Source organism: Streptococcus sp. SPS1 (assembly GCF_030439915.1).
Lineage (GTDB): Bacteria > Bacillota > Bacilli > Lactobacillales > Streptococcaceae > Streptococcus.
Genome location: NZ_JAQFJG010000013.1, coordinates 16531 through 36846 on the forward strand (window position 1 = coordinate 16531; position 20316 = coordinate 36846).

The window sequence follows — 20316 nt, forward strand, 5'->3', positions numbered from 1 at the left end:
TCTAGTATAACACAGAAGACTCTAACTGTCCTTTTCCCAGTATTAAAAAGCCTCTTCCCAAGGGAAAGAGGACTAAATCTTATTGATGAACTGCTTGAGCTGCTGTGATAAGGGTCAACTTGTAAACATCATCTGCATTACATCCACGAGAAAGGTCATTAACTGGCTTGTTTAAACCTTGCAAAACAGGTCCTACAGCCGCAAAGCCACCAAGACGTTCGGCCATCTTGTAGCCAATATTTCCTGCTTCGATACCTGGGAAGATGAAGACATTTGCTTGACCAGCTACCGTACTTCCAGGAGCTTTCAGAGCTGCAGTTTCTGGAACAAAGGCTGCATCAAATTGCAACTCACCATCAATTTCAAGGTCAGGACGCAAGTCGTGAGCAATTTTAGTTGCTTCAACGACCTTATCAACGCTTTCACCAAAACCTGAACCTTTAGTAGAATAGCTTAGCATAGCAATTTTAGGTTCGATACCAAACATCTTAGCTGTGATTGCTGAGTTGATGGCAATTTCAGCCAAGGCTTCTGCATCAGGATTGATGTTAATGGCACAGTCTCCAAATAGATAACGTTCAGAGCCACGAACCATGAGAAAAGCACCTGAAGTACGCGTTACATTTGGACGAGTTTTGATGATTTGTAGGGCTGGGCGAACTGTCGAAGCTGTTGAGTGAATAGCTCCAGATACCATTCCATCAACCAAGCCCAAGTAAACCAACATAACACCAAAGTAGTTTACATCTTCAACCAAAACCTTGCGTGCTTCTTCTTCAGTCATTTTACCCTTGCGACGCTCCACCAAGGCAGCAACCATTTCTTCAAATTGAGGATAATGTTGAGGGTCAATGACTTCATAACCATCCATGATCCCTTCAATTTCAAGATAAATTTTAATTTTTTCAGGATTTCCAAGCAAAACAGGAATCACTTCTGTTTCTTTTACCAAGCGTTTAGTCGCTTGAAGAATACGTGGCTCTTCCCCTTCGGGGAGAACGATACGAGCATTTTTACCAACTAGGTTGGCTTTGAGACTTTCAAAAACTTCCATGAGTTTTCTCCTTTAAGATAATAATTATACTCTGAAATAGTTTTTATAGAGTATTAGTTGTTAACTGAGTAATAAGGTTACTGAAATCATCCGGCAAGGGACTTTCTAACTGCAAGTCTTGCTCTAAAAATGGATGATAAAAGGATAGGTAATGGCAATGCAGGGCCTGACGTTGAATGCCGTCGTCCAGACTACCACCGTACAAGTCATCTCCCAACAAAGGAAAACCAATATGAGAAAAATGGACTCGGATTTGGTGGGTTCGTCCAGTGTGCAAACGAATATCTACCAGGTGAATATTTCCATAAGAAGCTACAATCTTGTAGGATGTATGGGCATACTTTCCACCTTTAGCCACCCGTCTGGTGATAATAGAGTCTTCATCACGCGCAATAGGAGCAATAATTTCCTCCTCTGGCTCCAAGTATCCATCACCTTTAACCAAAGCAAAATAGCGTTTCTCGATAGATTTCTTCTGCAACTGCTTGTCTAATCGTGCGTGGGCATAGCCGTGCTTGGCAAAGAGCATCAAGCCAGAAGTATCTCTATCAAGCCTGGTTACAATGTGAACCTGCTGATTTTCATAATTTTGCTTGACATAGTAACCCTTAATAAAATTGGCAATGGTATTAGAGTGATTGATACTAGGAATAGAAGCCACTCCATAGGGTTTGTTTAAAACTAGAAAATGATCATCCTCATAGAGAATGTCTAATGGTCTCTCGATAGCTTCTAGAGTTTCAAAGCCTTCCTCAGCGGGAATATCAATGGTAACGCGGTCCCCAATATCCAATAGATGGGTTGCATTTTGAGGTTGGTCATTGACCAGAATAGCTCCGCCTCGAAACTTAATCTTGGCCAGAAGTCCCTTAGAAACCTCGTGCTTTTTTAAGAAGGTCTTAACCTTGACATGTTCATCTGCGATAAATTCAAACCTCATTCATCCACCTCGCCGATAAATGCATCCTTAACACGATTCCAGAAACTGGTGTGGCTAGGTGTAGCGACAAAGTGAATCTTATGATGGTCAATTTGATACTCGATTCGCTCGATACTACGAAAAGAATAGACACTATTGTCAACCGAAATGGTGTGGTAATCATTTCTTGTTGGAATGAGTTCAATCTTATCCTTCTTAGGCACAATAATGGACGAACCCAGCGTTCGATAGACGCGATTGTTAAGACTGGCAATTTCCGTTAACTGAAGAGCTTCAATGGTAGGGTGCAAAACAGCACCACCAAGAGACTTGTTATAGGCAGTACTACCAGTCGGTGTCGAAACTGTTAGCCCGTCTCCACGAAAACGTTCAAAGGGAACACCATTGATGACAATATCTGCCACCATGGTTCGATCAGACCTGCGGATGCTGGCTTCATTGAGGGCACGAAAAATCTTGACCTCTCCATTTCCAAGAAAAACCTTCACATTTAGAACAGGGTAAGAAACCCTTGCTCCGGTATCTAGCTGCAAATTGGTCATTAACTTATCCAACTCAAAATCACGATAATCAGTATAAAAGCCCAGATGTCCTGTATGAAGACCGATAAAGCGTACCTTATCAAGTTGGTCTTCGTACTTATGAAAGGCCGACAAGAGCATGCCATCTCCACCAATGGAAATGACAATGTCCGGACTGCTATCATTAAGTATAAACTGATTTCTCTTCAAACGATCTCTCAATTCATACAAAACCTTTTGACTCTGCGGTTTTCTATTGGCTATCAGATCAATTCGTTTACCTGTATTCTTCATCTGTATCGTCACTGTTTCCTACACCGTCATTTAATTTTCTACTCAAGGGATCAAAAAGTGCCTGGGCTTCTTGGATATCATCACGAATTTTACCCATTTCTTCATCCAACTGATGGGCGATTCTAGCTGTAATTTCCAGTCGCTTCTTAATCTCATCTGGGAAATCCCCTTGGTACTTGTAGTTGAGAGAATGTTCTATCGTTGCCCAGAAATTCATGGCCAAGGTACGAATTTGAATCTCTGCCAAAATAGTCTTAGCTCCATTGATGGTATCAACCATATATTCTACTACCACATGATAGGAACGGTAGCCTGAAGCCTTTCGATGAGTAATGTAATCTCGCTCCTGTATGATTCGCATATCCTGACGCTTGTGCAAAATAGCCACAACTTCTTGGACGTCATCTACAAACTGAACCATCACACGTAAGCCAGCAATATCCTGCAAATCGTGTTCCAAGGTCGCATAAGTAATGCCACGACGAGCCATTTTTTCCTTGATACTTTCAATTGGCTTGACTCGACCAGTCACAAACTCAATCGGAGAGTGCTTATTTTGCTTACGATATTGCTTGCGAATACCACGTAGTTTAATCTTTAACTCACCAACAGCTTGAATGTAAGGATCTAGAAATTCTTCCCATTCTAAGGTCATATATTCTCCCTTGTTCTCATATTATCCGTCAAAAATATCTTTGATTTTTTCTCCAGATTCATATACAATAAATACAAAGCTATTATATCATATAATCCGCTTTCATAGATAAAGAAAAGGTAAGAAAAATGAAACATTTAGAAATTGAATTGAAAACACTCTTGAAAAAAGATGAGTATGATCGTCTAAAAGACCAGTTCACAGGTGTCACTCCTGTTCTTCAAAAAAATTACTACATGGACACGCCTGATTTTGAGCTGCGAGAAAAGAAAGTTGCTATGCGCATTCGAACCTTTGAAGACTGGGCAGAATTGACACTCAAAGTCCCACAAAGTGTTGGGAACATGGAATACAACCAAAAATTGCAACTAAAAGATGCTGAAAACTATCTGAGCAAGAAAGAACTTCCTCAAGGGCTGGTTCTTGATGAATTGGCTAAACATGGTATCCAAACTAGTGAATGGCAGGTTCTTGGTTGTCTAACGACACTTCGCTATGAAATGAAGACAGCTATTGGCCTCATGGCACTGGATGAAAGTCAGTACTTTGATATGATAGATTACGAATTGGAGCTTGAAGTGGAAAATCATGAGCAAGGCAAACAGGATTTCCAGCAATTTTTAGAGGAAAATCAGATTTCTTATCAAAAAGCTCCCTCAAAATTGGTTCGATTTGTCAAAAGTATGAAAAATAGCTGAAATAATCTCCATTTTTTGGTAAAATAGAAAAAATAAAAATACACGAATCCCAGTTCATATATGTAAGGCAAATATCACTAGGATTTATAAAGTTTACAGAGGACGGTCTATAATGTCAGATAGAAAAAACATGAAACTTTTCGCACTCAACTCTAACCAAGAGATTGCACAGAAAATTGCACAAGCTGTTGGTGTCCCACTTGGAAAACTATCATCACGTCAATTTTCAGACGGAGAAATCCAAGTGAATATCGAAGAAAGTGTCCGTGGTTATGATGTTTACATCATCCAGTCTACAAGTTTCCCTGTTAACAACCACCTAATGGAATTGTTGATCATGGTTGACGCTTGTGTGCGCGCAAGTGCCCACAGTATCAACGTTGTCCTTCCATATTTTGGCTATGCACGTCAAGACCGCATTGCTTCACCACGTGAGCCACTTACAGCGAAACTAGTTGCAAATATGCTGGTTAAGGCTGGTGTTGATCGTATCCTGACTCTTGATTTGCATGCTGTTCAGGTTCAAGGTTTCTTTGATATTCCAGTGGATAATCTTTTCACTGTTCCCCTATTTGCAAAACATTACTGCGATAAAGGTCTACTTGGCTCAGATGTTGTTGTCGTCAGCCCTAAAAATTCAGGTGTCAAACGTGCTCGTAGCTTGGCTGAATATCTTGATGCTCCTATCGCCATTATCGACTACCCTCAAGACGATGCAACTCGTAACGAAGGTTATATTATTGGTGATGTTGAAGGTAAGAAAGCCATCTTAATTGACGATATTCTGAATACAGGACGTACCTTCTCTGAAGCTGCTAAAATCGTTGAACGTGAAGGGGCTACAGAAATTTATGCTGTTTCTAGCCACGGTCTCTTCGTCGAGGGAGCTGCTGAACTTCTTGACAATACTAAGATTAAAGAAATTCTTGTGACTGATTCAGTAGCAACAAAAGAAAAAACTCCTAAAAACGTATGCTACATCACTGCTAGTGAGTTAATTGGTGATGCCATCGTCCGTATTCACGAAAGAAAACCAGTCAGCCCACTCTTTGCCTACAACAAAAAGAAATAAGGTGATTCTTTGATTTATTTGGACAATGCTGCGACGACTCCTATGTCAGCAGTTGCTATTTCAGCTATGACCGAGGTTATGCAAGGAACCTATGGAAATCCTTCTAGTATTCATGGTCATGGTCGTCAAGCTGGTAAACTCTTACGAGAAGCCCGTCAGGAACTAGCTCAGTTACTGGGGACAAAACCTCAACATATCTTTTTCACTTCTGGTGGGACTGAAGGCAACAATACTGCCATCATTGGCTACTGCCTTCGTCATCAAGAACAAGGAAAACATATCATCACAACTGCCATTGAGCACCATGCCGTCCTTGAAACCATTGATTACTTGGTTCAACACTTTGGTTTTGAAGCAACCATTATCCAGCCAAAAAATCAAGAAATCGCAGCCCAGCAAATTCAAAAGGCTTTACGTGACGATACGATTTTGGTTTCTACCATGTTTGCCAATAATGAGACAGGAAACCTACTGCCCATTGCTGAAATTGGCCAAATACTCAAGCAACACCCAGCCGCCTATCATGTCGATGCTGTTCAGGCTATTGGTAAGATCCCTATACATCCAGAAGAATTGGGCATTGATTTTCTCACTGCTTCTGCCCACAAGTTCCATGGTCCTAAGGGAATCGGTTTTCTCTACGCATCTAGCATGGACTTTGATTCCTATCTTCATGGCGGAGACCAAGAACAGAAAAAACGAGCCGGAACTGAAAATCTAGCTGCCATCGTGGGTATGGTTGCAGCCCTAAAAGAAGACCTAGAAAAACAAGAAGAACATTTCCAACATGTACAAAATCTAGAAACTGCCTTTCTTGCAGAGCTAGAAGGAATTCAGTATTACGTGAATAGAGGAGAACATCATCTCCCTTATGTTCTCAATATTGGATTTCCTGGTCAGAAAAATGACCTCTTACTCCTTCGGCTAGATTTAGCTGGAATTTCAATCTCTACTGGCTCAGCCTGTACGGCAGGCATTGTCCAATCCAGCCATGTTCTTGAAGCCATGTACGGGGCAAATTCAGAACGTCTGAAGGAATCCGTTCGTATCAGTTTGTCGCCACAAAATACTCTTGAAGACCTACATACCCTCGCAAAAACCTTAAAAGAAATTATCGGAGGTTAGCCATATGGCATTTGAAAAAACCATTCAGTTAAAAAATTGTCGTTACGACTACACTCTTAGCCCTTCTGTTAAAAAATTCACCCTTAAGGACAACACTTTTTTTGAAACAAAGGTTGGTAACTACGAACTAACTCGCCTTTTGGAAAAAGTGCCAAACAGCGGTGAAGGCTTCCGACTCAAAATCATCATTAACAAGGAACTTACAGGGGCTAAAATCAATATCACTGACAAGTTTGGCCTTCGTCTAGTTGATATTTTCAAATCAGAAGACCACCACATTCATCAGGAAAAATTCTACTTCCTCATGGATAGCTTAGTAGAACGTGGTGTCTTTACAAAATCTGAAAGATAGGTCCCATATGTTTAAACTGACCTATAAAGACAGCTATCATGTAGAGCGGACTCTCAAGTATGAAGATTATGAGGCACTCATGCTGGCTTTGTCAGGATGTGTGACCCTGCCAGATACACTTTATGTAACTTCTCTGACTTTTAAGGGCCAGAAAGTTTATCAGGGTCTGGTCGGAGACCTCTACCGTTTTCTATCACATGCAGATTTTTTACATCAAAACTAAGATTTTTCTTAGTTTTTTCTTGTTTTTGTTGATTTTTTCACAATGTTTCTATAAAATAGAAGAATAGAAAGGTTGTGATTTTGTGAAAGATAAACAGTCTGCTATTCCAAAAGCTACAGCAAAAAGACTCTCTCTCTACTATCGAATTTTTAAGAGATTTCATGCAGAAAAGATTGAACGTGCCAACTCTAAGCAAATTGCAGAGGCTATCGGTATTGATTCAGCGACCGTACGTCGTGATTTTTCCTATTTTGGTGAACTAGGTCGTCGTGGTTTTGGCTATGATGTCAAAAAACTGATGACGTTTTTTGCCGATTTGCTCAATGATAACTCTATTACCAATGTCATGCTGGTAGGTATTGGAAATATGGGCCATGCCCTTCTCCACTACCGCTTCCATGAACGTAACAAGATGAAGATTATCATGGCCTTTGACCTAGATGACCATCCCGAAGTCGGCACCCAAACTCCTGATGGGATTCCCATTTACGGAATTTCTCAAATCAAGGATAAAATCAAGGATGCTGATGTGAAGACTGCTATCCTGACCGTTCCCAGTGTTAAGTCACAAGAGGTTGCCAATCTCTTGGTAGATGCTGGTGTGAAAGGAATTCTCAGTTTTTCACCAGTCCATCTGCATTTACCAAAAGACGTGGTCGTTCAGTATGTTGATTTGACAAGTGAACTCCAAACCCTCCTCTATTTCATGCGAAAAGAGGATTAGAAAGCGAAAATCATTTTATGAAAAAACCAGTTATAGGGATTACAGGAAACGAAAAAACTCATCCTGATGATGACATCATGATGAGCTACGCAGCAAAAGGCTTTGTGGAAGGCGTTAAAGACGCTGGAGGGATTCCCATCATCCTACCGATTGGTGATCAAGAAATGGCCTGCCACTATATCAGTATGATTGACAAGCTCATCTTGACAGGTGGGCAAAATGTTGATCCAAAATTCTATGGTGAACCAAAAACCATTGATAGCGATGACTACCACCTTCAAAGAGATATCTTCGAACTGGCCCTCATCAAGGAAGCTATTAAACAGAAAAAGCCAATTTTTTCTGTCTGCCGTGGTACCCAACTCTTTAACGTTGCCATGGGTGGAACTTTGTATCAAGATATCGAAGACCACTGGCAGGATTGTTCCGCAGAGTACACAACCCAACGCTTGGTGACAGAACCTGATACTGTTCTTCGAGAAATCTATGGAGAAATCTCCCATATCAACTCCTTCCACCATCAGAGCATCAAGGATTTAGCACCAAATTTAAAGATTGCGGCTCATGATCCTAAAGATGGCATTATTGAAGCTGTCATGAGTACGGATGATGTCGCCTTTCTCGGTGTCCAATGGCATCCAGAATTTCTATTTGAAAATCGCCCCAAAGATAAAAACCTCTTTGACTATGTTGTTAATGAACTTTAGATTAAATCCGTCTTTTCACGATAACTAAAGTAATTAGAATTAGAGACAATCAAATGGTCCAAGAGGACAATCCCCATTAGGTCACAGGCTTCTTTTACAAGTTTAGTGACTTGATCATCATTTCGGCTAGGCGCTACCGCTCCCGAAGGATGATTGTGAACCAAGATGAGAGAAGTCGCCATATGCTTGATAGCATAGTGAAGAATCTCACGTGGTTCAGCAATACTACGAGTAGCTGAGCCGATAAAAATGGTCTGTTGATGAATGATTTGATTTTGAGTATTGAGATAGAGCGCCACCAGGTGCTCTTGTTTTTTATGTCCCAACTCCTGCTGCATCTTCTTGGCCAACTTTTGGCTACTGAGAATACTTTCCATCTCAAGGGTCTCATGTTTATGAATACGATGCCCCAGTTCAATCATTGCTTGTAATTCTATTGCCTTAACACGTCCGATACCAGATAGACTCTGCAATTCCTGCAGGGTCATTTTTTTCAAATCCGTTAGGCTTGAAAGATTGCTCAAGACTTTCTGGGCAATTTCAAAAACGCTAGCTTGACGTGTTCCTGTCCTGAGTAAAATAGCTAGCAACTCTTGATTACTGAGCGCTTCCACTCCTTCTTGGGTCAGTCTCTCTCTTGGTAATAATGAATCTTCTTGGAATGAAATACTGTACATAAAAATCCTCCTCACTTTATTATTCGTGAGAAGGATGAAAAATTAGATTTTTTTCTCAATTGGAGCCACACTAGCTAAAAGTTTTTTCAAACCTACTTCTGGGAAATTGATTTTTAATTCCTGAGTAGCACCGCTACCTGAAACTTCCAGAACAGTTCCCTCTCCCCATTTCTTGTGGAGAGCAATATCACCAATAGACCAATTTGTCTCGCTAGAAGCTGATTTTGCGCCAGCTGTAAATTGACCAAATGGAAGACCGCTTGACTGGATAGATTTTGGGGCAGCACTGCATTTACGGTCTTGAAGAGCTTGAGCCAGACTCATACCTTGACCAAAGGCAAGACCACCACTACTATATGATGCCTTAAAACTTGAATTTGCTGGGCGCGCCAATCCTTGATACTCAAGCAAGTCTGAACTGATTTCGTTAATAAAACGAGTTGGACGGTTGTAGTTGGTACGACCAAAAAGCAGGCGTGAGTTGGCATTGGTCAGATAGAGGATTTTCTCTGCACGCGTGATACCTACATAAGCCAGACGGCGCTCTTCCTCTAATTCATCTTGATCTTCAGCCGCACGACTAAGAGGAAAGACATTTTCTTCCATCCCAATCAAAAAGACAACTGGAAACTCGAGACCTTTGGCAGCGTGCAGGGTCATCAAGGTCACTTCTGATGTCTCCTGACTACCTGAATCTGTATCGGCAATCAAGGCCAAGTCATTTAAGAAACGGCTCAGTTTGTCCAGACCAGTTTCTTTTTCTAGCCCATCAGAGGTGTCATCAAAGTTTTTCGTCACAGAAAGGAACTCTTCAATATTTTCAACCCTAGCCTTGCTTTCTAAAGTCGCTTGAGCATTTAGAATATTGACGTAACCTGTTTTTTCTAGGACAGCCTCAACCAACTCTGTAATAGTTAATTGATCTAGCTGCTCTCGTAAATCTAGAATCATATTGGCAAAATCCCAGATAGACTGGGCTGCTTTACCTTTGATACCAGATAACATGATATTGGCTGAAGCATCTAGCATGGACATGTCTTGCATATTCGCAAAGTCACGGATTTTCTCAACTGTACCTGGCCCAATTCCACGTTTCGGTTCGTTGATAATACGCTCAAAACTGATATTGTCACACAAATTGGCAATGAGGTTGAGGTAAGCGATAATATCACGAATTTCCTTACGGCTGTAGAACTTGGTTCCGCCAACCATGGTATAAGGGATATTTGACTTAAGCAAGGCTTCCTCAATAGTACGAGACTGGGCATTAGTCCGATAGAGAACTGCAAAATCCTTGTGAAGAAAGTTTTGACTGCGACTAAGTTCATCTATAGTTCTAGCTACAAATACAGCCTCATCCAGCTCATCATCGGCACGATAGTAAACGATTTGTTCCCCATCAGCATTTTGAGTCCAGAGATTCTTAGGACGGCGGTTTTTATTGTTTTTAATGACCTCGTTGGCCGCTTGGAGAATGGTTTTAGTGGAACGGTAATTCTCCTCCAACAAAACAACCTTGGCTTGGGGATAATCTTTCTCGAAATCCAAAATATTCTGCATATCAGCACCACGCCAACCGTAGATAGACTGGTCCGCATCCCCAACCACACAGATGTTTTTAAAGCGCGAAGCCAAGAGTTTGACCAATTGGTACTGAGCGTGGTTGGTATCTTGGTACTCATCAACATGGATGTATTGAAACTTCTGCTGGTAGTAGGTCAAAACATCAGGATTTTGATCAAAGAGACGCAGGGTCAGCATAATCAAATCATCAAAGTCAACCGACTCAGACTGACGAAGCTCTTTCTGATAAGCAGTATAGCACTGAGCCACGATTTGCGTATACATATCGCCAGCTTGAGCAGCATAAGCTACATCATCAATCAAATCATTCTTAGCATTTGAAATGGTCCCTAAGATGCTCCGTTCATTCCATTTTTTCGGATCCAAGTTTAACTGCTTAAGAATGCGTTTCATGAGCGTTCGCTGTTCACCAGGATCGACAATTGTAAAATTACGATTGTAGCCAATATGGTCCGCATCGCGACGCAAAATACGAACACACATGGAGTGGAAGGTCGCAATCAGACAGTCCTGAGTGGCTGGATTAAGGCTATAAGCACGCTCTTTCATCTCACGCGCAGCCTTATTAGTAAAGGTAATAGCCAAGATATTCCAAGGATTGACCAGCTTTTCATCAATCAGATAAGCAATGCGGTGGGTCAAAACTCGGGTCTTTCCAGAGCCAGCCCCCGCCATGATTAACAAGGGCCCTTCTGTCGTTTGCACCGCCTCAGCCTGACGGTCATTCATTCCATTTAATAATGCGTTCATCTTCTCTTCCTTACTCTTGAAGTCAATATTTCTATTATATCAGAAATCAGGGAAAATATCTTTACCTAGACTGGTTACGACTAGTAAACAACTCTCTCATCAGCTGAAGACAAGGCCTTATATCTAGATAAAAAATGAGCTTGGGTTAAAATCTCCAAACTCATTTCAAGTCAATTTTAATATACTAGAACAAACCTAGGACTGTTCCATCGCTTTCAACATCCATATTGAGAGCTGCTGGTCGTTTTGGAAGTCCAGGCATGGTCATGACATCACCAGTTAATGCAACGATAAAGCCTGCACCTAATTTTGGTACCAATTCGCGAATGGTAATTTCAAAGTTTTCAGGTGCTCCAAGTGCATTTGGATTGTCTGAGAAGCTATACTGGGTCTTAGCCATACAGATTGGCAATTTGTCCCAACCGTTTTGAACGATTTGAGCGATTTGTGTTTGAGCTTTCTTCTCAAAGTTTACTTTGCTACCACGGTAGATTTCAGTAACAATCTTTTCAATCTTTTCTTGAACAGAAAGATCATTGTCATACAAACGTCTATAGTTAGCTGGGGTTTCAGCGATAGTCTTGACAACTGTTTCGGCAAGTGATACTCCACCTTCTGCACCATCAGCCCAGACACTAGCCAATTCAACTGGTACATCAATTGAAGCACAAAGTTCTTTTAAGGCTGCAATTTCAGCTTCTGTATCAGAGACAAATTCGTTAATAGCCACAACTGCTGGAATACCGAACTTACGGATGTTCTCAACGTGGCGTTTCAAGTTAGCAAAACCTGCTCTAACTGCTTCTACGTTTTCTTCTGTCAAAGCTTCTTTAGCCACGCCACCATTCATCTTAAGGGCACGAAGGGTTGCAACAATAACTACTGCATCTGGAGATGTTGGCAAGTTTGGTGTCTTAATGTCAAGGAATTTCTCGGCACCAAGGTCTGCACCAAAACCAGCTTCAGTAACTGTGTAATCAGCCAAGTGAAGGGCTGTTGTCGTTGCCAAGACAGAGTTACATCCGTGAGCAATATTGGCAAATGGACCACCATGTACAAAGGCAGGTGTACCATAAATTGTTTGAACGAGATTAGGCTTAATCGCATCCTTCAAGATCAAAGCTAAGGCACCTTCAATCTGCAAATCACCTACAGAAACAGGTGTACGATCATAGCGATAACCGATAACGATCTTCGCCAAACGACGTTTCAAGTCCTCGATATCCGTAGCCAAGCAAAGAATCGCCATGATTTCGGAAGCGACGGTAATGTCAAAGCCATCCTCACGAGGAATACCGTTTAGAGGACCACCAAGTCCAACGGTCACATGGCGAAGAGCACGGTCGTTCAAGTCCACAACGCGTTTCCAGAGGATACGACGTTGGTCAATTCCAAGCTCATTTCCTTGGTGCAAGTGGTTGTCAATCAAGGCAGAAAGAGCATTGTTGGCAGTTGTAATCGCATGCATATCCCCAGTAAAGTGGAGGTTGATGTCTTCCATTGGCAGAACTTGTGCATACCCACCGCCTGCAGCACCACCCTTAATCCCCATTACTGGACCAAGAGATGGTTCGCGAATAGCAATCATGGTTTTCTTGCCAATTTTGTTCAAGGCATCCGCCAGACCAATGGTAATGGTTGATTTCCCTTCACCTGCAGGCGTTGGATTGATGGCAGTAACCAAAATTAATTTCCCAACTGGATTGCTCTCAACTGCACGAATTTTATCAAAGCTAAGCTTAGCCTTATACTTTCCGTACAACTCCAAATCATCGTAAGAAATGCCCAGTTTCTCTACAACATCAACGATTGGCTTCAACTCAATACTCTGTGCGATTTCAATATCTGTTTTCATTCAAAACTCCTCTAACCTCTTATATGATAATTCATTATAACACAAAACAAGATTTTTAACATCCAAAAACTCTCTAAACGTTCGTAAATATCCCTATTTTTGAGGTTTTTAGAGTCCTTTCTTAAATTTTATATGGCTTTATAGTTTTAAACTATAGTAGATTCTTATTATTTTTTATATATATTCAAGCGCTTTCTTTTGCTTATTATTTTTTTTTTGGTACAATGGTGCTATGAAAATTTTAGTTACATCGGGCGGTACCAGTGAAGCTATCGATAGCGTCCGCTCTATCACTAACCATTCTACAGGTCACTTGGGGAAAATCATCACAGAAACCTTGCTTGCTGCAGGGCATGAAGTTTGTTTAATTACGACAAAACGAGCTCAGAAGCCAGAAGCTCACCCTAATCTAAGCATTCGTGAAATTACCAATACCAACGACCTTCTACTGGAAATGCAAGAACGGGTTGCAGATTATCAGGTTTTGATTCACTCAATGGCGGTGTCCGACTACACTTCTGTTTATATGACAGGACTTGAGGAAGTTCAGGCTAGCTCCAATCTAGAAGAATTTTTAAGCAAGCAGAATCATCAAGCTAAGATTTCTTCGACTGATGAGGTTCAGGTTTTATTCCTGAAAAAAACACCTAAAATCATCTCTCTAGTCAAGGAATGGAATCCTGCTATTCATCTGATTGGCTTTAAACTGCTGGTTGATGTCTCTGAGGATTATCTCATCGAGATTGCCAGAAAAAGTCTTATCAAGAACCAAGCAGACTTGATTATCGCAAATGACCTGACTCAAATTTCAGCAAACCAGCATCGTGCAATCTTTGTTGAGAAAGATTATCTTCAAACGGTTAACACTAAAGAAGAAATTGCAAAACTCCTCCTTGAAAAAATTCAAGACTATCATTCATAGAAAGGAAAGCTATGGCACATATTCTCTTGGCTGTAACGGGCTCAATCGCCTCTTACAAGTCGGCAGATTTAGTCAGTTCTCTAAAAAAACAAGGCCACCAAGTCACTGTTTTAATGACTCAGGCTGCTACAGAGTTTATCCAACCTTTGACACTACAGGTACTCTCACAGAACCCTGTCCACTTGGATGTCATGAAGGAACCCTATCCTGATCAGGTCAATCATATCGAACTTGGAAAAAAGGCGGATTTATTTATTGTGGCCCCTGCAACTGCTAACACTATTGCAAAACTAGCCCACGGCTTTGCGGACAACATGGTGACCAGTACGGCTCTAGCCTTGCCAAGTCATATCCCAAAACTCATCGCACCAGCAATGAATACAAAAATGTATGACCATCCAGCAACTCAGGCTAATCTGAAAACATTAGAAGCCTACGGCTATCAGCTGATTGCTCCTAAGGAATCCCTACTAGCTTGTGGAGACCACGGACGAGGAGCCTTAGCTGACCTCACAATTATTTTAGAAAGAATAAAGGAAACTCTCGATGAAAAAACGCTCTAATATTGCACCTATTGCTATCTTTTTTGCAACCATGCTCGTGATACACTTTCTGAGCTCACTTATCTTTAACCTTTTCCCATTTCCAATCAAACCGACCATCGTTCATATTCCTGTCATTATTGCCAGCATTATCTACGGTCCACGAGTTGGGGTTACACTTGGATTTTTGATGGGGCTACTTAGTTTGACGGTTAACACGATTACAATTTTACCAACAAGCTACCTCTTCTCACCATTTGTACCAAACGGAAACATCTACTCAGCTATCATTGCCATCGTCCCACGTATTTTGATTGGTTTAACTCCGTATCTAGTCTATAAACTGATGAAAAACAAGACTGGCCTGATTTTAGCTGGTGCCCTTGGTTCACTAACCAACACAGTCTTTGTACTTGGTGGAATTTTCTACCTTTTTGGAAATGTCTTTGATGGTAATATCCAAAAACTCCTAGCAACTGTTATCTCAACAAATTCGATTGCCGAATTAGTCATTTCCGCAGTTCTAACCCTAGCCATTGTTCCAAGATTACAAACTTTGAAGAAATAAAAACAATCTCCGCTTTCATGCTTGAAGGTGGAGATTTTGTTTGAAGTAGTTTCTTTTTAGTGAACTCTTTACCAATATTTATACTCAATGAAAATCAAAAAGTAAACTAGGAAGCTAGCCGCAGGTTGCTCAAAACACGGTTTTGAGATTGCAGATGGAAGCTGACGTAGTTTGAAGAGGTTTTCGAAGAGTATTAACTTAAAAATGACCTATAAACCTAAGTAAATCCTTGCTTTATTGTCTATTTTATTGTACTATACTAGTGTATATACAATAAAAAGGAGATTCTTATGAATACACGGAAAAAGACACAATTTATGACAATGACTGCCCTCTTAACGGCTATTGCAATTTTGATTCCAATTGTTATGCCTTTCAAGATTGTCATTCCACCTGCTTCCTATACTTTAGGAAGCCACATCGCTATTTTTATTGCCATGTTCTTATCGCCCTTGATGACTGTTTTTGTCATCCTAGCTTCTAGTTTCGGATTTTTGATGGCTGGCTATCCCATGGTTATCGTTTTTCGAGCTTTTTCCCATATCTTTTTTGGGACTTTGGGGGCTCTTTACCTACAAAAATTCCCCGATACCCTAGATAAACCAAAAGCTTCCTGGATTTTCAACTTTGTTTTAGCGCTTATCCATGCCCTTGCTGAAGTATTAGCCTGTGTCGTTTTTTATGCAACTTCCGGTACCAATGTAGAAAATATGTTTTATGTTCTCTTTGTACTAGTTGGATTTGGCACAATTATCCATAGTATGGTAGACTATACATTAGCACTAGCTGTCTATAAAGTACTTCGAAAACGCCGTTAAAAGGAAAAGCTATGACAAAAGATCGCAAACAAGCCCTGCTCCAACTCTTGAAAGAAGCTCCTAAAGCCCTTAATGGCCAAAGTTTGGCGGAGCATTTTCATGTAACACGCCAAGTCATTGTACAAGACATTGCAATTTTAAGAGCCGATGGCGCTCCTATCCTATCCACTAATCGTGGCTACATCTATAAGCAAGTTGATACCAATCCTTATGTTCACAAACTTTTCAAAGTGAAACATGAAGTTGAAGAAATCGGTCAGGAACTCCTTGCTATCGTCGATAATGGAGGGCGTGTCCAGAATACCTTGATTGACCATCCCGTTTATGGAGAAATCGAAACCTTGCTGAAACTGTCTTGTCGCAGAGATGTGCAACATTTTCTAGAACAAGTCGAGCATTCTGACTTTAGACCTCTGTCTGAATTGACAGATGGCATCCATTACCACCTAGTCGAAGCCGAAACACAACAAGACCTCCGCTATATCGAGGAGGCCTTGAATCAGCTAGGTTATTTAGTAAAGGATTAGAAAATTTTCTTTTCCCAATCGTCTTCTGTACGGCGAGGGTAGAAAAATTCAGATTTGTCCGGAGCTTCCATCATCTCCATCAAAGGTAGCATATCATAGGCCAGATCCAAGTTTGGAATCTGGTCTTTTTGAATCCAAAAGCTCAAATAGTAACAATGATATTTAAAAACTACATTGAATGAAAATTAACAACTACCTACTTACTAAAAATATATCACCAGTTATGTTGATCAACATTATCCTTAGTCACAAGATAAATTGGAGAAACTGTTTCTTTTTCCAGTTTTTTCCCTTGATAATGATCGATAGCTGATTGAATAGCAATTTCACCCATCTTAGCTGGTTGCTGAGCAATAGTGGCAGTAATATCACCTTTTGCAATAGCATCATGTGCATCTGGTTGACCATCAATACCAACAATTAATACATTGCTAAGACCAGCTGCTTTTACTGCTTGTGCAGCTCCTAACGCCATCTCATCATTCTGTGCAAAGATTGCTTGTACTTCTTTGTTTCCTTGAATCATATTTTGCGCTGTATTCAAAGCTTTTGCGCGATCAAAATTAGCGGATTGACTAGAAAGAACATCTAAATTTGTCTTTGAAATTTGTTCAAATCCTTTACCTCTATCTACAGTTGCAGAAGCGCCAGGGACTCCTGATAATTCAAAAGTTTTTGCTTTTTCTCCCAATTGCTTGGTAATAAATTCTGCAGCCATTTTACCTGCTTCTACGTTATCAGAAGCAACAGTTGTCAAGACTTCACCACCATTACTACCGCGGTCAATTAAGATTACCGGAATGTTTGCATTATTAGCAGCTTTAATAGATGTAACAATTGCATCAGAATCAACTGGATTAATTAGTAAAGCATCTACATTTTGACTAATAAAATTTTGAATATCATCTGCTTGTCTAGCAGCATCATCTTGTGCATCTGCTATCTTCAAAGTTACTTCTTTTTCCCCTGCAGCTTTTTCAAGGCCATCTTTCATAGCCACAAAATAAGGATTGTTAGTAGTAGAAATAGAAACTCCTAATTTTAATTCTTTTGCCGACTTTTGAGTCGTAGATTTATTATCATTTGATGAATTTCCTAAACCAGTTTTTCCACAAGCTACTAAAGCAAAAATAAATGTTACAAACAAAGCAAAAATGCTAATTTTTTTAATAATTTTCATGTTATTACTCCTCGTAATATATATCTATAGGGATAGTTTCCATCCCGATTATTGTACGTCATCTAATAAATTGTTACTATTTCCAAAAAAATTGAAAATTATTCTACTGTTTTACAACTTTAAAACGATCAATCAGAACAGCAATTAAGATTACAACTCCTTTTACTACTTGTTGCCAAAATGCTGACACACCGATAATATTAAGTCCATTATTCAAAACTCCAATAATTAAAGCACCTATTAGAGTCCCAAGTATACGACCTTTACCTCCAGATAAAGAGGTTCCTCCAAGAACAACAGCTGCAATAGCATCCATTTCATAACTAGCACCTGCTGTTGGTTGAGCAGAACTTAAGCGTGATGTTATAATTAATCCAGAAATTGAAGCCATAATACCTGATATTGAATAAATGATAATTTTCACTTTATTTAATTTCACACCTGATATATATGCTGCTTTTTCATTCCCCCCTATAGCATATACAGATTTACCAAATGCTGTTTTATGAAGTAAAACATATAAAACAATAAATACAATAAACATAATAATTACAGGAAATGGAATTCCTACTATGTAACCTTGCCCCAAAAATTGAAATAAGAATGTATCACTTAATCCTTTTGTAATAGGATTCCCATTTGTATAAACAAGTGTTGCGCCTCTAAAAATAGTCATAGTTGCTAAAGTAACGATAAATGGAGCTAATTTCCCGTAGGAAATCAATAACCCATTCATCATCCCCAGAATGCAACCCAAAATTAAAGAGATGAGAATTGCTAACGTAACAGGCATTCCAGATCCTAATAGGCCAGCTGTGAGCGCACTGGATAAGGCTAAAATTGATCCTACTGATAAATCAATTCCACCTGTTAGAATAACAAAAGTCATTCCAAAAGCGATCAGTGCATTTGATGTTACTTGCAATAGTAAATTTAACAGATTATTTGCTGTTAAAAAATTTGAATTGATAATAGTGATAACAGCCATTAAAATTATCAATGCTATTACTGTTGTCAATTCTGACATGTACTTCATAGTATTTTTCACACTATTGTCCTCCTGTAGCTAGTTGCATAACTTTTTCTTGTGTAGCTTCTCGACGTGTTAATTCCCCACTAATTCTACCTTCATGCATGATCATAATGCGATCACTGACTCCAATCACTTCTGGTAAATCTGAAGATACCATAATAATCGGTACACCTCGTTCAGCCAATTCATTCATTAATTGGTAAATTTCACGCTTAGCTCCAACATCTACCCCACGAGTTGGCTCATCTAAAATCAGTACTTTTGGTGCAATACCTATCCATTTTGCTAAAACTACTTTCTGTTGATTACCACCAGAAAGTGTCCCAACTTCCTTATCTGGATAACCTGATTTAATTCGTAGCCTATCAATTAAACGTTGTACAAATATATCACTTGTTTTATTATCAAAAATGCCATTTTTAACAAAATCACGAGTACTAGGTAAAGTCATATTATCTTTAATAGAAAAATCTAAAATCAATCCCTCGTCTTTACGATCTTCTGTTAAGAAACCAATTCCATGCTTAATTGCTTCAAAAGGATTTTTAATTATCAGTTGTTCTTCGTTTATTATAATTTGACCAGATTTTAAAGAATCAATTCCAAAAATTGCTCGCATTATTTCAGTACGACCAGCACCCATCAAACCAGAAAAACCAAGAATTTCCCCTTGACGTACATAGAAAGAAATATCCGTAAAAGCATCACCAGAAAGATTCTTAGCTTGAAAAACAATATTCCCAATCTCAGCCTTTTTTTCTGGATAATAATCTTCTAATTCACGACCTACCATCTTCTGAACTAATTCATCCGCATTGGTTAACTTCGTTTTCTTGGTATCAATTACAAACCCATCCCTCATAACAGTTATAAGATCTGTAATCTTAAAGATTTCTTCCATCCGATGTGAAATATACACAATACCTACACCATCAGATTTTAATCCTTCTATCACTTTAAAAAGTGTTTCAGTTTCACGATCAGTTAAAGCTGCTGTGGGTTCATCCATAATCAACAAGGAAACTTCTGATAATAAACATTTTGCTATTTCTATCATTTGTTGTTGTCCGACTGATAATTGACCAATGATTGCATCGAGAGGAATAGATATATTAAGACGTTTAAATGCTTCTTTAGCTTTCCTTTCCATACTAGCCTTATCTAGAAATCCAATCGAATTTTTAATTTCTCTTCCTAAAAAAAGATTATCAAGTACAGTCATATCTGGCCAAGTATTCATTTCTTGATGAATAAAACTCAGTCCAAACCGTTCTGCCTCTTGAGGATTAGAAAATGTTTTTTCTTTTCCATCAATAAAAATAGTTCCTGAAGTAGCTGGAAAAAGTCCAGTTAAAATATTCATTAAGGTTGATTTGCCTGCACCATTCTCTCCCATTAAAGCATGAACTTCTCCTGAATTAAGAACCAAATCAATACTTTCTAAAACACGATTATTCCCAAAAGATTTTGAAATGTTCTTCATTTCAATTTTCAT

22 protein-coding genes and 1 pseudogene are annotated in these 20316 nt (G+C 39.6%); 12 read left to right on the forward strand and 11 right to left on the reverse strand.

All coding sequences use genetic code 11. The annotated features are described in order from the left end of the window. Positions 1-79: 79 nt before the first annotated feature. Genes pta through PCY12_RS08755 form a run of 4 tightly spaced genes read right to left on the reverse strand, consistent with a single transcriptional unit; the run spans position 80 to position 3464 of the window. The gene (pta, locus tag PCY12_RS08740; RefSeq protein WP_301352528.1) at positions 80-1054 is read right to left on the reverse strand and encodes a phosphate acetyltransferase; all 975 of its coding nucleotides are present in this window, start codon (positions 1052-1054) and stop codon (positions 80-82) included. Between the two features lie 43 nt (positions 1055-1097). Further along, complete coding sequence (locus PCY12_RS08745; protein ID WP_301352530.1) at positions 1098-1994, reverse strand: RluA family pseudouridine synthase; 897 nt, start codon at positions 1992-1994, stop codon at positions 1098-1100. Then, complete coding sequence (locus PCY12_RS08750; protein WP_061424624.1) at positions 1991-2809, reverse strand: NAD kinase; 819 nt, start codon at positions 2807-2809, stop codon at positions 1991-1993. The genes PCY12_RS08745 and PCY12_RS08750 overlap by 4 nt, the downstream gene beginning before the upstream one ends. Next, positions 2793-3464 (reverse strand): GTP pyrophosphokinase family protein, encoded by a 672-nt coding sequence (locus PCY12_RS08755; RefSeq protein ID WP_301352532.1) that lies wholly within the window; start codon positions 3462-3464, stop codon positions 2793-2795. Before PCY12_RS08755 ends, PCY12_RS08750 begins: the two co-directional genes overlap by 17 nt. Before the next feature lie 128 nt (positions 3465-3592). On the opposite strand from PCY12_RS08755, the gene PCY12_RS08760 reads away from it, so the two are divergent. The 7 genes from PCY12_RS08760 (at position 3593) to PCY12_RS08790 (ending at position 8365) form a co-directional block, all read left to right on the forward strand. Further along, positions 3593-4162, forward strand: coding sequence for a CYTH domain-containing protein (locus tag PCY12_RS08760; protein ID WP_301352534.1), 570 nt, complete (start codon positions 3593-3595; stop codon positions 4160-4162). A gap of 112 nt (positions 4163-4274) precedes the next feature. Continuing rightward, a complete protein-coding gene (locus PCY12_RS08765) occupies positions 4275-5234 on the forward strand; it encodes a ribose-phosphate diphosphokinase (protein ID WP_004254210.1) in 960 nt (319 codons plus the stop codon). Between the two features lie 9 nt (positions 5235-5243). After that, on the forward strand, positions 5244-6359 hold the full coding sequence (locus PCY12_RS08770) for a cysteine desulfurase family protein (protein ID WP_301352536.1): 1116 nt from the start codon (positions 5244-5246) through the stop codon (positions 6357-6359). Between the two features lie 4 nt (positions 6360-6363). Then, a complete protein-coding gene (locus PCY12_RS08775; protein WP_301352538.1) occupies positions 6364-6711 on the forward strand; it encodes a DUF1831 domain-containing protein in 348 nt (115 codons plus the stop codon). A 7-nt stretch (positions 6712-6718) separates the two neighbouring features. Then, complete coding sequence (locus PCY12_RS08780) at positions 6719-6934, forward strand: DUF4649 family protein (protein WP_301352540.1); 216 nt, start codon at positions 6719-6721, stop codon at positions 6932-6934. Positions 6935-7016: 82 nt separating this feature from the next. Beyond that, the gene (locus tag PCY12_RS08785; RefSeq protein WP_000653417.1) at positions 7017-7658 is read left to right on the forward strand and encodes a redox-sensing transcriptional repressor Rex; all 642 of its coding nucleotides are present in this window, start codon (positions 7017-7019) and stop codon (positions 7656-7658) included. A gap of 17 nt (positions 7659-7675) precedes the next feature. Beyond that, the gene (locus tag PCY12_RS08790; protein ID WP_000743337.1) at positions 7676-8365 is read left to right on the forward strand and encodes a gamma-glutamyl-gamma-aminobutyrate hydrolase family protein; all 690 of its coding nucleotides are present in this window, start codon (positions 7676-7678) and stop codon (positions 8363-8365) included. Here PCY12_RS08790 and radC read toward each other — a convergent pair. The 3 genes from radC to PCY12_RS08805 form a co-directional block, all read right to left on the reverse strand. Further along, positions 8362-9042 carry a DNA repair protein RadC gene (gene radC / locus PCY12_RS08795; RefSeq protein ID WP_301352542.1) on the reverse strand — a complete coding sequence of 227 codons (681 nt, stop codon included), beginning with the start codon at positions 9040-9042 and terminating at the stop codon, positions 8362-8364. The genes PCY12_RS08790 and radC overlap by 4 nt on opposite strands. A 42-nt stretch (positions 9043-9084) precedes the next feature. Next, complete coding sequence (gene pcrA / locus PCY12_RS08800) at positions 9085-11376, reverse strand: DNA helicase PcrA (RefSeq protein ID WP_301352544.1); 2292 nt, start codon at positions 11374-11376, stop codon at positions 9085-9087. 184 nt (positions 11377-11560) lie between these two features. Beyond that, positions 11561-13231 (reverse strand): formate--tetrahydrofolate ligase, encoded by a 1671-nt coding sequence (locus PCY12_RS08805; RefSeq protein ID WP_301352546.1) that lies wholly within the window; start codon positions 13229-13231, stop codon positions 11561-11563. 232 nt (positions 13232-13463) lie between these two features. Here PCY12_RS08805 and coaB point away from each other — a divergent pair, with 232 nt between their 5' ends. The 5 genes from coaB to PCY12_RS08830 all read left to right on the forward strand — a co-directional run bounded on the left by coaB (position 13464) and on the right by PCY12_RS08830 (position 16608). Then, entirely contained in the window at positions 13464-14153 is a 690-nt protein-coding gene (coaB, locus tag PCY12_RS08810) for a phosphopantothenate--cysteine ligase (protein ID WP_173303149.1), read from the forward strand. 11 nt (positions 14154-14164) lie between these two features. Continuing rightward, positions 14165-14716 carry a phosphopantothenoylcysteine decarboxylase gene (gene coaC / locus PCY12_RS08815; RefSeq protein WP_301352548.1) on the forward strand — a complete coding sequence of 184 codons (552 nt, stop codon included), beginning with the start codon at positions 14165-14167 and terminating at the stop codon, positions 14714-14716. Next, positions 14700-15263, forward strand: coding sequence for an ECF transporter S component (locus tag PCY12_RS08820; RefSeq protein WP_000747412.1), 564 nt, complete (start codon positions 14700-14702; stop codon positions 15261-15263). The genes coaC and PCY12_RS08820 overlap by 17 nt, the downstream gene beginning before the upstream one ends. A 290-nt stretch (positions 15264-15553) precedes the next feature. Then, a complete protein-coding gene (locus tag PCY12_RS08825; protein ID WP_301352549.1) occupies positions 15554-16081 on the forward strand; it encodes a hypothetical protein in 528 nt (175 codons plus the stop codon). A gap of 11 nt (positions 16082-16092) precedes the next feature. Beyond that, positions 16093-16608 (forward strand): transcription repressor NadR, encoded by a 516-nt coding sequence (locus PCY12_RS08830; protein WP_301352551.1) that lies wholly within the window; start codon positions 16093-16095, stop codon positions 16606-16608. Here PCY12_RS08830 and PCY12_RS08835 read toward each other — a convergent pair. The 4 genes and pseudogenes from PCY12_RS08835 to PCY12_RS08850 form a co-directional block, all read right to left on the reverse strand. Then, positions 16605-16745: pseudogene (locus PCY12_RS08835) on the reverse strand (NUDIX hydrolase); the annotation flags it as partial. The gene PCY12_RS08830 and the pseudogene PCY12_RS08835 sit on opposite strands and share 4 nt — an antisense overlap. A gap of 77 nt (positions 16746-16822) precedes the next feature. Further along, entirely contained in the window at positions 16823-17788 is a 966-nt protein-coding gene (locus PCY12_RS08840) for a substrate-binding domain-containing protein (protein ID WP_000691495.1), read from the reverse strand. 103 nt (positions 17789-17891) lie between these two features. Then, positions 17892-18836, reverse strand: a complete 945-nt coding sequence (gene rbsC / locus PCY12_RS08845; RefSeq protein WP_004248623.1) for a ribose ABC transporter permease — start codon at positions 18834-18836, stop codon at positions 17892-17894. A gap of 1 nt (position 18837) precedes the next feature. Continuing rightward, a complete protein-coding gene (locus PCY12_RS08850; protein ID WP_301352552.1) occupies positions 18838-20316 on the reverse strand; it encodes a sugar ABC transporter ATP-binding protein in 1479 nt (492 codons plus the stop codon).